The organism is Kribbella turkmenica (genome assembly GCF_004348725.1).
Lineage (GTDB): Bacteria > Actinomycetota > Actinomycetes > Propionibacteriales > Kribbellaceae > Kribbella > Kribbella turkmenica.
In genome coordinates this window covers 19,775-32,054 of record NZ_SMKR01000082.1, presented here as the reverse complement: position 1 = coordinate 32,054, position 12,280 = coordinate 19,775, and the positions used below count along the sequence as shown (strand labels likewise).

The 12,280-nt window shown below is 68.4% G+C and carries 11 protein-coding genes; all 11 read right to left on the bottom strand.

What is annotated here, in order from left to right; all coding sequences use genetic code 11:
* Positions 1 to 531: NAD(P)H-binding protein (locus tag E1218_RS19475; protein WP_165949332.1), on the bottom strand; the 531-nt coding region annotated here is incomplete at its 3' end.
* Positions 528 to 1,517, bottom strand: coding sequence for an aldo/keto reductase (locus E1218_RS19470; RefSeq protein WP_132322139.1), 990 nt, complete (start codon positions 1,515 to 1,517; stop codon positions 528 to 530). The genes E1218_RS19470 and E1218_RS19475, both read right to left, overlap by 4 nt.
* 202 nt (positions 1,518 to 1,719) lie before the next feature.
* Positions 1,720 to 2,175 (bottom strand): NUDIX domain-containing protein, encoded by a 456-nt coding sequence (locus tag E1218_RS36155; RefSeq protein WP_165949331.1) that lies wholly within the window; start codon positions 2,173 to 2,175, stop codon positions 1,720 to 1,722.
* Positions 2,172 to 3,629 (bottom strand): GNAT family N-acetyltransferase, encoded by a 1,458-nt coding sequence (locus E1218_RS19460; RefSeq protein ID WP_132322135.1) that lies wholly within the window; start codon positions 3,627 to 3,629, stop codon positions 2,172 to 2,174. Before E1218_RS19460 ends, E1218_RS36155 begins: the two co-directional genes overlap by 4 nt.
* Positions 3,630 to 3,729: 100 nt before the next feature.
* Positions 3,730 to 5,577, bottom strand: coding sequence for an ABC transporter substrate-binding protein (locus E1218_RS19455; RefSeq protein ID WP_132322133.1), 1,848 nt, complete (start codon positions 5,575 to 5,577; stop codon positions 3,730 to 3,732).
* Positions 5,578 to 5,647: 70 nt separating this feature from the next.
* A complete protein-coding gene (locus tag E1218_RS19450; protein ID WP_132322131.1) occupies positions 5,648 to 5,851 on the bottom strand; it encodes a hypothetical protein in 204 nt (67 codons plus the stop codon).
* Positions 5,851 to 6,906: an ABC transporter ATP-binding protein gene (locus E1218_RS19445; protein WP_132322129.1), complete on the bottom strand. Its 1,056-nt coding sequence runs from the start codon at positions 6,904 to 6,906 to the stop codon at positions 5,851 to 5,853. The genes E1218_RS19450 and E1218_RS19445 overlap by 1 nt, the downstream gene beginning before the upstream one ends.
* Entirely contained in the window at positions 6,903 to 7,988 is a 1,086-nt protein-coding gene (locus E1218_RS19440) for an ABC transporter ATP-binding protein (RefSeq protein ID WP_132322127.1), read from the bottom strand. Before E1218_RS19440 ends, E1218_RS19445 begins: the two co-directional genes overlap by 4 nt.
* 14 nt (positions 7,989 to 8,002) lie before the next feature.
* On the bottom strand, positions 8,003 to 8,908 hold the full coding sequence (locus tag E1218_RS19435) for an ABC transporter permease (protein ID WP_233712328.1): 906 nt from the start codon (positions 8,906 to 8,908) through the stop codon (positions 8,003 to 8,005).
* Positions 8,909 to 8,913: 5 nt separating this feature from the next.
* Positions 8,914 to 10,014 (bottom strand): ABC transporter permease, encoded by a 1,101-nt coding sequence (locus E1218_RS19430; protein WP_233712327.1) that lies wholly within the window; start codon positions 10,012 to 10,014, stop codon positions 8,914 to 8,916.
* 284 nt (positions 10,015 to 10,298) lie between these two features.
* Positions 10,299 to 11,972 (bottom strand): 2-isopropylmalate synthase, encoded by a 1,674-nt coding sequence (leuA, locus tag E1218_RS19425; protein WP_202866091.1) that lies wholly within the window; start codon positions 11,970 to 11,972, stop codon positions 10,299 to 10,301.
* Positions 11,973 to 12,280 lie beyond the last annotated feature (308 nt).

The following is a 12,280-nucleotide window of genomic DNA, read 5'->3' as shown; positions in this document are numbered from 1 at the left end:
GTCCAGCAGGACCCGGGCCGCCACCGCCGCTACGTCGTCGCGGGCGACCGCGGCCACCCGCCCGTCCCCCGCCGGTCCGCGGATCGTGCCGTCCTCGCCGACGAGGCCGGTGACGAAGTCGAGGTACAGGTTGTCCCGCAGGAAGGTGAAATCGACGGCGAGGGACCGGATGTGCTCCTCGGTCTGCCAGTGGTCCCGCGCGAATGTGAACGTCGCCCCCGGCGACGCCCCGAGGAACGACGTGTAGACGATCCGCCGTACACCGGCCGCCACCGCCGCCTCGACCGTTGCCTGGTGCAACGCGACCCGGTCGGCGGACTCGGTGGCACTCAGCAGCATCAGGGTCTCGACCCCGTCGAGCGCGCCGGCGAGCGCCTGCTCGCCGTACGCTGCCTGCGCGACCTCGGCACCGGGCAGCGCCGGCGCCCGCTCGGCATCCCGCACGATCAATCGCTGCGGTAAGCCGGCCTCCGCCAGCAGCCGGGCGATCCGGGAACCGAGCCGGCCGGTGGAGCCGGTGACGCCGATCACTTGCCCACCAGGTCCATCCCACCCTGGGCGTACCGCTGCCCGGACACCGCGTCCGGCGGGAACGCCTCGTCCAGCGCGGCCAGTTCGTCCGTGGTCAGCTCGACGTCCACGGCGCCGAGGTTCTCGGTCAGGTACTTGCGCCGCTTGGTCCCCGGGATCGGTGCCACGTCGTTGCCCTGAGCAAGCAGCCACGCCAGCGCGAGCTGCCCGGGCGTGACGCCCTTGGCGGCGGCGAGCGAGCGCACCTTCTCGACCAGATCCAGGTTGCGCTGGAAGTTCTCGCCGCTGAACCGCGGCAGCCCGCGCCGCATGTCGTCCGGCTCGAAGTCGTCGGGCGACTTGAGCTGCCCGGTCAGGAAGCCGCGGCCGAGCGGGCTGAACGGGACGAACCCGACCCCGAGCTCACGCAGGGTCGGCAGGACGACGGTCTCGGGGTCCCGGGTCCACAGCGACCACTCGCTCTGGACCGCGCTGATCGGGTGGACGGCGTGCGCCGCGCGGACCGTGTCGCCGTTGACCTCGGACAGCCCGAGGTACCGCACCTTGCCGGCCTCGACCATCGAGGCCATCGCGCCGACGGTCTCCTCGATCGGGATGTTCGGGTCACGCCGGTGCAGGTACCAGAGGTCGACGTGGTCCACTCCGAGCCGGCGCAGCGAGGCGTCCAGCGCCTGCTGCGCGTACTCCGGGCTCCCGTCGACCACCGTGGGCGGGTCGTGCGGGTTCGCCGGCTTCTTGAAGCCGAACTTGGTCGCGAGGACGACCTGGTCGCGGCGGCCGGCGAGCGCGCGCCCGACCAGCTCCTCGTTGGCGCCGTCGCCGTACACGTCGGCAGTGTCGATGAAGGTGCAGCCGGCGTCGATGGCGGCGTGCAGGGTGGCGATGGATTCGGCTTCGTCGGTCGTCACACCGTAGGACTGGGACATCCCCATGCAGCCGAGGCCGAGGCAGGAGACGTGCAGGTCACCGAGCTTCGATTCACGCATGTCCCGAACCTACCGTCGTCACCCGTTGCTGTGGGCAAGACCCTGTTCGATCACCGTGGGTGACCAGTCAGGCGGCGGAGACATCCCAGCGTGTCGCGGTCGCGCGCGGGAACAACCCCCGCAGGGCAAGAAGATCCTGGCTGACGAGTCGACAGCGAACTCGACGGCAACCACCGCGAGCGCGGGATCTGACCGGCCGGCGTCACACCCCGAACCGCAGTGGTTCGGCGGGGGCGCCGTCGGTGAGCAGCGCGTTGATCAGAGCAGGCATCGCCTTGGGTGAGAACTCGGCGTCGGTCGCCAGCAGTTCCTCGACAGTCCACCAACGACACTCGTTGACGTGCTCCGCCTCCCACTCGGGCATGCGCTCAGGGGTGAAGTGCGCGGTCCGGACGACGTAGTCGTTGCGAACGCCGTCGTACCCACTCGCGTACGGGCCGACTGCCTCCTGCCGCCAGACGTAGTCCTCGATGTCGAACGTCAGCAGGCCAAGCTCCTCGTGCAACTCGCGGGTGAGTGCTTCGTACGGCGACTCGCCCGGCTCGATGCCGCCACCCGGCGCCAGCCAGAAGGACAGGTGTGGGAGCTCGCAGTGTTGGAGGAGCAGCCGGTCGTCCGGGTCCAGGAGAAGTGCCCGGGTGGCGTGGCGAAGATTCACTGGCCGAGCCTGGTGGGGATGGTGGGCGGGCCGTTCCGCACGAGGTCCTGGAGCAGCGCCGGAAGGGCTCGTGGGGCGAAGCGGGTTTCGGCGGCCAGCAGCTCGTCGAGGGTCCACCAGCGGTGGCCGTGCACGTTCTCCGCCTGGAGCTCGGCCTCGGTCATCGTGCCGCCGACGGTGAACGGATCGGTGCGGACGAGGAAGTAGTCGTTGATCACGCCGTCGTACCCGGCGGCGTGGCCCTCGGCAACTACTTCCTGGTGCCACAGGTGGATCGGATCGTCAGGCGCGTCGAGACCGATCTCCTCCCGGAGTTCGCGGTGGAGGCCTTCGCGCAGCGACTCTCCCTCCTCCAGACCACCGCCGGGCGTCGCCCAGAGCGGACCGCTGGAGAACTCGAACCGGACCAGCAAAACGCGGTCCGAAGGATCCAGTACGACGGCCCGGGCCGCCGGGCGCAGGCGCGGATACGTCAGCTCGAGCTCGCGATGCTGCTCGACCGACCGGAAACCGAACCGGGCGTTGACCTTCTGCATCGGGCCGTTCGAGAACGCCGTCCAGGTGTGCAGGAAGCGCTGGGTCGTCCGGTGCTTCGCCAACTGGTCGAGGTTGGCCAGCTTGAGATGCGTGCCCAGGTTGTGCCCGCGGTGCTCACGCAGCACCAGCGTGTCGTCCTGCTGGGCGTTCGCCTCGTCGGCTCGGGGCAGGTACATCAACGTGTAGCCCGCCGGCTCCCCCGACAGGGTGTGCGCCATCGTGACCAGCGCCAGGTAGTTCCGGTCGATCCGCTGCTCACTCGCCTGCAGCTTCTCGACCGTCCACGGGACCGCCTCGCGCGTCATCCCGCCGGTGGGTACGTCCTGGTCCATGGCGGTGTGCAGGTCGGCGTACGCCTGCTGGTGTTCCGGCGGGCACACCCCCACCCACGAGGTCAGCCGGTACCCGTCGAGTACGCCGGCCGATCGCCGCAGCTCGTCCAGCCGCACGTCGTCGTACGGCAGCGGTACGACGAGATGGTCCTCGACATGCTCGACCGAGAAGCCGAGGCGGCCGGCGAACTCCGCGCCCGGCCACGGCTCCGACGGCACGCCGAGCTCGGTCTGGAAGATCGTCCGCCCGAGCTGGGCCGCCCGGGTCACCGCCCACTGCCACAGCGCCGTACCGGCACCACGGCGCCGGTGGTGTGGCGGGACGTCGATCTCGACCTCGACCGTGTCCAGGTTGTCGGTCAGCCGGTACTCGAACAACATCGCGCCGAGCACCCGGCCGTCCTCGAACGCGCCGACCGCGATCCGCCGCTTGAGCGGCCCCGGGGTGCGCAGCGAGTAGCCGAGGGCCTCGCGGCCGACCACGAGCGCGGCCTCCCGGCCGGCGGTCACACCGGCCCACAGGGCGTCGTACCACTCGTCGAAGAGGGCCAGGTCGGCCGGGTCGATCACGCGCACACTGATCACCCGGCCGAGCCAACCAGGTCAGCGGTTCATCCACCACCGATTTCCGGTGTGGCCGCCGAAGCGCCGGAGGCCCGCCCGGATGCGGGCCTCCGGCGCCGCGTCACGCCGGGGCGATCTTGCCCGAGTACATGCCCATGATCACGAAGTTGTCCGCGTACGGCGCGTTCTTCAGGATCGGGTCGTCGTCCGCCGGGAACTTGGCGACCCGGTTCCCCTCCAGCGCCGGGTTGTTCCCGTAGCGCTCCCACAGCGGGACGATCGGCAGCAGTTCGTTGAACGCCATCGCGGCGTCGGTGATGTTCTTCTTCTGCTCGTCCAGGTTGAGGCCCTGGGCCGACTTGTCGACCACGGCTTGGAGGTCGATCGGCCCGGCCGAAGTGGTCTGCTTCAACGGGAAGTTCATCCCCTTGCCACCCTGGTTCGCCGCGGTCACGTAGTTGAACGTGTACAGGTCCTGGACGAACGCGAAGTACGGGTGCGGGTGGTTCGAGGCGCCCCAGCCCTGGATGGCGATGTCGAACTTGCCGGCCAGCACGTCCGGGTTCAGCTGGGTGAAGGTGATACCGCGCTTGACGATGTTGAACCCGAACTTGTTCAGCTGGTCGGCCGCGTTGGTCGCGGCCGGGTTCCAGTCGGCGAACTCGGTCGGGAACTTGATGTCGTACGTGGCCGGCTTGCCCTGCGGCGTCGTCCACTTGTCCCCGGACTTCTTCCAGCCGGCCGCCGTCAGCAGCTGGGTGGCCTTGTCGAGGTCCTTCTCGTAGGCCTGCAGCTTCTTCTGGTCGGCGTCGGAAATCCAGTCCGGCACCAGGATGTCGGAGAAGCCGGCCATGAACTTGCAGGGCTTGCCCGAGTCGCCGAGCGCGACGGTGCCGTTCTCGTTGCGGTCGAGGACGTAGGCGATCGCCTGCCGGACGCGGGCGTCGGCGAACTCCGGGCGGGTCGTGTAGTTGAACACCAGCGACGGACCGGAGTACACCGGCGGGCGGAGAATCCGGAAACCGTTGGACTGGAAGGTCTTCTCGCTGGCCACCGCGAAGCCGTGGGTGGCGTAGTCGACGTCCTTGTTCATCACGACCGGCGTGATGTCCGAGGTCTCGCCGTTGAACAGGACGACCTTGGCGAAGCCGATCTTGTCGGCGAACAGGCCCTTGTCGTTCTTCACCAGCGTCATCTGGGAGTTCGTCATGCTCTTGGGGTCGTAGTTGAACGGCCCCGACACGATCGGGTTCTCCGGGCGGAACTTCTGGAAGTCGGCGTTCAGCGTCTTGCCCGGACCGCTGTCCAGGCTGCCCTTGGCCTTGCGGATCGCCTCCGCCTTCGTCGCGTACTCGCCGTACACCGCGCTCGGCAGGATCGGCGCCCGAAGAATGTAGCGCTCGAGCACCGTGGACGGCGTGCCGATGGTGAACTGCACGGTGGTGTCGTCCTGGGCCTTCACGTCGGACAGGAACGTCCAGTCCTGCTGGCGCATCAGCCAGCGCAGGTTGAACGTCGAGACGACGTCCTTGCTGGTCACCGGCGACCCGTCGCTCCAGGTGAGCCCGGAGCGCAGCTTCAATGTGTAGGTGTTGGCCGCCTCGTCCAGCGAGCTGGACTCGGCCATCATGTACTCCCACTTCTTGTCGGCCCAGTAGTACATGCCGGCGCTGGGGTAGATCAGGTCGAGGTACGGGCTCTGCTGCTGGATGCCGTCGAGAACGCCGGCGCCCAGGTTGAAGTGGCCCTTCGGTGGCAGCTGGTACGGGTACGCCCCGTGGAACTCCTTGTTGCCTCCGGAACCGCCGCCGCCCTCCTCGTTGGTCGGGGAGCTCGGCGAGCACGCCGTCAGCGACCCGACGCCGGCGACGCCGGCCCCGGCGATGCCGAACAGCTGGAGCACGTGCCGGCGAGAGACCGCGTTGGTCCGGTCGCTCGCGCCGGATTCGTTGTTGCCGATGGGACTCATCCTTCGTCCTTTCCTGATCCTGACCGCACGACCCGCGTGGCCAGTCCTACTTCTGGGTGATACGCATTGACTAACCGTCCTCGCGTTTTCCGCGGCGCCGGGCGACCAGCGCCCCGGCGACGACGATCAGGCCCAGGAGCAGGCCCAAACACAAGGTGAACAAGGTGACGACGTACTCCGGCGTCCCGGGCGTCAACGTGAGCAGCAGGATCACGCTGGCCAGCACCAGGAACGCCGCCCAGCCGAGAGCCGCCCGGCCGACCGCGGGTGGCATCAGCGGGCCGGTTCATCCGGCCGGACCGGCTCGGCACCGTCCCGCGCCACGACATGGCAGGCGGCCGACTGACCCGGCCGGATCTCGACCAGCTCGGGCACCGTCAGGTCACACAGCCCGCCCTCGAACAACGGGCAGCGCGGATGGAACGTACACCCCGGTGGCAGGTGCGCCAGGCTCGGGATCTCCAGGCTGCGCAGCGACCCGGTGCCCTTCGTCTTGGTGAGGTCGGGATCGGGCTCCGGGATGGCGTCGATCAGCGCCCGGGTGTAGGGGTGTGTGGGCGCGTTGATGATGTCCGGCGTCGGGCCGAACTCGACGATCCGGCCCAGGTACATCACCGCGGTCTTGCCGTTCCAGCCGAAGTACTTCGCGATCGCCAGGTCGTGGGTGATGAACAGGAAGCCCACGCCGAGCTCGTCGCGCAGCCGCCCGAGCATCGCCAGCACACTGATCCGGATCGACACGTCGAGCATCGAGGTCGACTCGTCGGCGATGATGATCTTCGGATCCAGCGTCAGCGCCCGGGCCACCGCGACTCGTTGCCGTTGGCCACCGGACAGCTGGTGCGGGTACTTCGGCAGGTAGTTCTCCGGCGGCGTCAGGTCGACCTTCGTCAGCAGCTCGGCCGCCCGCTCGGCGGCGGCCCGCGCGCCCTTCACCACACCGTGCTTGAGCAGCGGGGCGGTCAGGGTCTGCTGGATCGTCCGGGTCGGATTCAGCGAGGCGTACGGATCCTGGTGGACGTACTGGACGCTGCGCCGGAACGTGCTGAAGTCCCGCCGGTTCATCGACCAGATGTCGGTGCCCGCGAAGGCCACCTGACCACCGGACGGCTTCGCCAGGCCGGCCGCCATCCGCGCGGCCGTGGTCTTGCCGGAACCGCTCTCGCCGACCAGGCAGAGCACTTCGCCGGGATTGATCGAGAGGTTGGCGTGGTCGACCGCACGGATCGGCCCGGCCTTGGTGTCGAACACCTGGCTGACGCCGGCCAACGTCATCAACGGCGTGCGCGCGGCCGCCGGCGCCGACGGAGTCGTCTCTGTCGCGGTCATGATGCTGTCCCCATGTCCTCGCTGCGTACCTGCCGGTCCAGGTGGACGTCCTTCCAGTGGATGCAGGCGACCTCGTGGCCGGAACCCTGCTGGTCGGTCACCGGGAACAGCGGCGGGTCGGTCTCCTTGCACTCCTCGGTGGCGTACTTGCAGCGCGGGTTGAACGTACAGCCCGGTGGCAGCGCGGCGAGGCTCGGCGGACCACCGGGGATCGACTCGAGATCCGGCAGGTCGCCCACGATCGGCGGCACGGCCTTGATCAGGCCGAGCGTGTACGGATGCCGCGGCCGGTAGAACAGGTCCCGGACGCCGCCGGTCTCGACGATCCGGCCGGCGTACATGGTGGCCACCCGGTCGGCGAGCTCGGCGGCCAGCGACAGGTCGTGCGAGATGAAGATCATCGAGAAACCGAGCCGTTCACGCACCTCGTGCAGGACGTCGACCACCGACCGCTGGGTGAGGATGTCCAGCGCCGTGGTGGGCTCGTCCAGGATCAGCACCTCCGGCTCGAGCAGCAGGCTCATCGCGATCAGCACGCGCTGGCGCATACCGCCGGACAGTTCGTGCGGGTAGCAGTCGAGCACCCGCTCGGGCTCCAGACGGACCAGCCGGAGCAGCTCCGCGGCGCGGTTCTCGATCTCCTGCCGGGACGCCCGGCCGTGTGCCCGCATCGTGTCGTGCATGTGCGCGCGAATCTTCAGCACCGGGTTGAAGGCGTTCATCGCGCCCTGGAACACCATCGCCGCGTCCCGCCAGCGGAACTGGCGCAGGTCGCGCCCGTCCAGGCCGAGGACGTCGATCTCGGTGCCGTCGCTGCGGTTGAAGATCACCTTGCCGCTGGCGTGGCCGAGTCGCGGCAGCAGCCGCAGCAGGCCGAGCCCGAACGTCGTCTTGCCGCAACCGCTCTCCCCGACCAGCGCCAGACTCTCCCCGGGGTACAGATCGAGGTCGACGCCGCGGACGGCCTGCACCGTGGAGCCGGCGCCGGTCCGGTACTCGACCTTGAAGTCGCGGATCGAGAGCAGTGGTTTCCCCTGGCCGCCACGGACGGCGCGAGCGGTGCTGGAGCTGCCTGCAGGCATCGAAGTCACCATGCTCACCGGTCCCGGAGACGCGGGTTGAGGATTTCCTCGAGCGATCTCGTCATCATCACCAATCCGAGCAGCAGGAGAACGATCGCGACGATGGGGCTCAGGATGAAGGCCAGGCTCGCGTCGTTGAAGATGGCGCCGGCGATCCAGGCACGGTTCAGCATGATGCCCCAGTTCGACCCGGTGAGCGGCGCCAGTCCGAGCAGGTAGAGGCCGACCAACTGGTAGATCGCGTTGGTCACGCCGATCATGAAGTTCATCAGGATGAAGCTGGCCATGTTCGGCAGGATCTCGACGAAAACCACCCGGATCGTGCCGAGGTCGAGCAGCCGGGCCGCCTCGACGAACTCGCGTTCCTTCAGCGACAGCACCTGCGACCGCACCGCCCGGGTCAGCACCGGCCAGGACAGGGCGCCGATCAGCAGCGAGAGCAGCAGTGGCGAGTCGAGCCGGAACATCGCGCCCAGCACGGCGAGCAGGACGATCTGCGGGACGGTCAGAACGACGTCCGCGGCAGTGACCACGGCCGAGTCGGTCTTCCCGCCGAGGTAGGCGGCCAGCGAACCGAGGACGATCGCGACGACGGTCGAGATGGCCGCCGCGAAGAATCCGATGAAGATGACGGACCGGCCGCCGTCGATCATCTGGATCAGGACGTCCTTGCCCTCGTTGTCGGTGCCGAGCAGGTGCCCGGGCGAGCCGGCCGGCAGCAGGATCTCCTTGACGTTGGGCGCCACGTCGGGGGTGAAGAACGGCCCGATCGCGGTGATCAGCACCAGCAGCAGCACGATCAGGAACCCGATGAAGCCCGCCGGGCTGCGGCGGAGCGCACTCAGGATGCCGGAGAACCGGGAGACGCCGGTCGTACCGATCGCGGTCTGGGCAGTAGGGGTTTCGGCGAACTCGGCCACGGTCGTCACCCCTGCCCCGTGCCGGGAACCCGCACGCGCGGGTCCAGTCGGCTGTAGAGGATGTCGGCCAGCAGGTTGGCCACCACGACCGAGATGGTGATCACCAGGAAGATCCCTTGCAGGACCGGATAGTCACGTCCGGAGACCGCGTTGTAGAGGCTGAAGCCGATGCCCTGGTAGCCGAAGATCCGCTCCACGAAGATCGACCCGCCGACGACGAATCCCAGCTGCACGGCCAGCACGCTGAACAACGGCAGTACGGCGTTGCGCCCGACGTACCCGCCGCGGATCCGGGCGTCACTCAGGCCGCGGGCCCGGGCGACCGTGACGTAGTCCTCGCCGAGGGTCTCCACCGTGGACGACTTCATCACCAGTGCCCAGGACCCGACCGTGGTCAGCGCGTAGGCGAGGATCGGCAGGGTGGCGTGGTAGAGGATGTCGTTCAGGAAGCTCAGACTGAAGGACGGCTCCACGCCGGGGGTGTACGAACCGCGCGCCTCGGTCAGGTTGAACCACTGCAGTTTCACGCCGAGGAAGACCACGATCAGGATCGCGAGGATGTAGTTCGGGATCGCGTGCAGCAGCGCACCGAGCGAGGTCAGCAGGTGGTCGATCCAGCTCTCCCGGCGGTAGGCCATCACCATCCCGGCCAGGATGCCGACGCCGAAGCTGAGGATCTGGGCGATGCCGACGGAGAACAACGTCCACGGCAGGTAGGTCTTGATCACCTCGGCGACCGTCGTGCCGGGTGACAGCAGCGAGTTGCCGAAATCTCCCTGCAGCAGGTTCAGCATGTACTGGACGTACTGCAGGATCAGCGGCTCGTCCGGGTCCAGCGAGAACAGGTTCTTGGCCTGCGACGCGGCGTCGGCGTACGAGATGCCGGTCTGCGCGATCTGCGTCTGGATGTAGGTTTCGACCGGGTTGCCCGGGAGGAGCCGGACGAGGAAGAACGTCCCGGTGGTGACGATGAAGACGGTCAGGAGCGCCTTCGCGATTCTACGGACCAGCCAGGCGTTCAGGAACCTTCGTGCCGCATTGGGCCGGGGTTCCTCCGCCGGGCCTTCTATCAGCTCGGACGTAGGTGTGTCGACCGCACCGCCCACTGCTCACCTCCACGTGACTACCGACAACGGCCCCCGGTTGACACCCTTTAGTAAGAGACCTTGCTTTGCAAGGATCTGCTCGTAGATCGTTAGTCTGCGCAACCGCAGACAGCGAGTCAACGCTTTGTGTGAACGTGTGACCGCCGGGTCGAATCGTGACCAAACTCGTCGCACTGTGCACCAGTCATGCGACTGTGCGTGCCGAAACTACCCGATCCGGAGCCTCGCAAGGCGGATGTCGGCCGCCACCCGGGCGGGTGGCGGCCGACAGGTTGTGCGCGTGGTCAGCGGGTGGCGCGGTTGACGGCGGAGACTACAGCCTTCAGCGACGCCGTGAGGATGTTGGCGTCCCGGCCGACACCCCAGTAGACCTCATCGCCGACCTCGCACTCGACGTACGCGGCGGCGAGCGCGTCGCCGCCGGCCGAGAGCGCGTGCTCGTGGTAGTCCAGCACCCGGACGTCGTACTTCAGCGGCTTGATCGCGTCGACGAACGCCGACACCGGGCCGTTGCCCTCGCCGGTCAGCTCGTGCGGTACGCCGTTCGAGTAGACCTGCACGCGGAGCTGGTCACCCTGGCCCTCGCCGGACGACGAGTTCACCGTGAGCAGCGACAGCTTGCCGGGCGCCAGGTACTCGGCCGCGAAGATGTCCCACATGTGCTGCGGGCCGACCTCGCCGCCCTCGGCGTCGGTGTGTTGCTGGATCACCCGGCTGAACTCGATCTGCAGCCGGCGCGGCAGGTCGAGCCGGTGCTCCGACATCATGATGTACGCGACGCCGCCCTTGCCGGACTGCGAGTTCACCCGGATGACGGCCTCGTACGAGCGGCCGACGTCCTTCGGGTCGATCGGCAGGTACGGCGCCTCCCAGGCGATCTCGGAGACCGGCCTGCCCTCGGCCGCCGCCTGCTTGTCCAGCGCCTCCAGGCCCTTCTTGATCGCGTCCTGGTGAGACCCGGAGAACGCGGTGTAGACCAGGTCGCCGGCGTACGGCTGACGCTCCGGCACGCGCATCTGCGTGCAGTACTCGACCGTGCGGCGGACCTCGTCGATGTCGGCGAAGTCGATCTGCGGGTCGATGCCCTGGCTGAACAGGTTCATCCCCAGCGTGACCAGATCGACGTTGCCGGTCCGCTCGCCGTGACCGAACAGGCAGCCCTCGACCCGGTCCGCGCCGGCCATCAGGGCCAGCTCGGTCGCGGCCACCGCGGTGCCGCGGTCGTTGTGCGGGTGCAGGCTGATCGTGCTGTGCTCGCGCCGGGTCAGGTTGCGGCCGAACCACTCGATCTGGTCGGCGTACACGTTCGGCGTCGACATCTCGACGGTGGCCGGCAGGTTCAGGATGATCTCGCGGCCCTCGGCCGGCTGCCAGACGTCACTGACCGCCTCACAGACCTCGAGCGCGAACTCCAGCTCGGTGCCGGTGAAGATCTCCGGACTGTACTGGTAGCCGAACTCGCAGTCGCCGAGCATCTCGTCGGCGTACTTCATGACCGTCTCGGTGCCGCGGACCGCGATGGCGCGGCATTCGGCCTTGTCGACGTTGAACACCACCCGGCGGAACAGCGGCGCGGTCGCGTTGTACAGGTGGATGGTCGCCCTCGGCGATCCCTGCAGCGACTGCACGGTCCGCTCGATCAGTTCCTCGCGGGCCTGGGTCAGCACCGAGATGGTGACGTCGTCGGGGATGACGTCGTCCTCGATCAGGCTGCGGACGAAGTCGAAGTCGTACTGGCTGGCGCTCGGGAAACCGACCTCGATCTCCTTGTAGCCCATCTTCACCAGCAGGTCGAACATCCGCCGCTTGCGGGCCGGGGACATCGGCTCGACCAGCGCCTGGTTGCCGTCGCGGAGGTCGGTGGACAGCCAGCGCGGGGTCTTGTCGACCGACTTCGTCGGCCAGGTGCGGTCCGGCAGGTCGATGGGCGGGAACGCGCGGTAGCGCTGGACCGGCATCCCGGACGGCTGCTGGACGGGGTTGGGCTGGTTCTTCGGTGCCACGGGGGTTCTCCTCGAGAGGGTGTACTACGGGGTCGTGAGAGACGACCGGCGCACGACCAAACTCCGCGGCGAGGGAACCGGCCTTGTCAGGCCTCGCCGCGGCAGCGAAGGAGGAGAAGCTCGTGCCGCATGATGCCAGTGAGTCTATGCACAACCCGGCCCGCCCGTCGAACCAGGGGTCTCGCCCGCCGAGACACGGAGCGTGACGAACCCCGCTGAAAATGTGCAAAGAGGCGGGCCGGGTCGGGCTGGAGAACAGCCCC

Excerpts from the sequence above, each read along its gene's own strand:
- leuA (WP_202866091.1), bottom strand. The coding sequence starts at position 11,972 with ATGCCGGTCCAGCGCTACCGCGCGTTCCCGCCCATCGACCTGCCGGAC.
- E1218_RS19440 (WP_132322127.1), bottom strand. The coding sequence starts at position 7,988 with ATGCCTGCAGGCAGCTCCAGCACCGCTCGCGCCGTCCGTGGCGGCCAG.
- E1218_RS19455 (WP_132322133.1), bottom strand. The coding sequence starts at position 5,577 with ATGAGTCCCATCGGCAACAACGAATCCGGCGCGAGCGACCGGACCAAC.
- E1218_RS19445 (WP_132322129.1), bottom strand. The coding sequence starts at position 6,906 with ATGACCGCGACAGAGACGACTCCGTCGGCGCCGGCGGCCGCGCGCACG.
- E1218_RS19450 (WP_132322131.1), bottom strand. The coding sequence starts at position 5,851 with ATGCCACCCGCGGTCGGCCGGGCGGCTCTCGGCTGGGCGGCGTTCCTG.
- E1218_RS19470 (WP_132322139.1), bottom strand. The coding sequence starts at position 1,517 with ATGCGTGAATCGAAGCTCGGTGACCTGCACGTCTCCTGCCTCGGCCTC.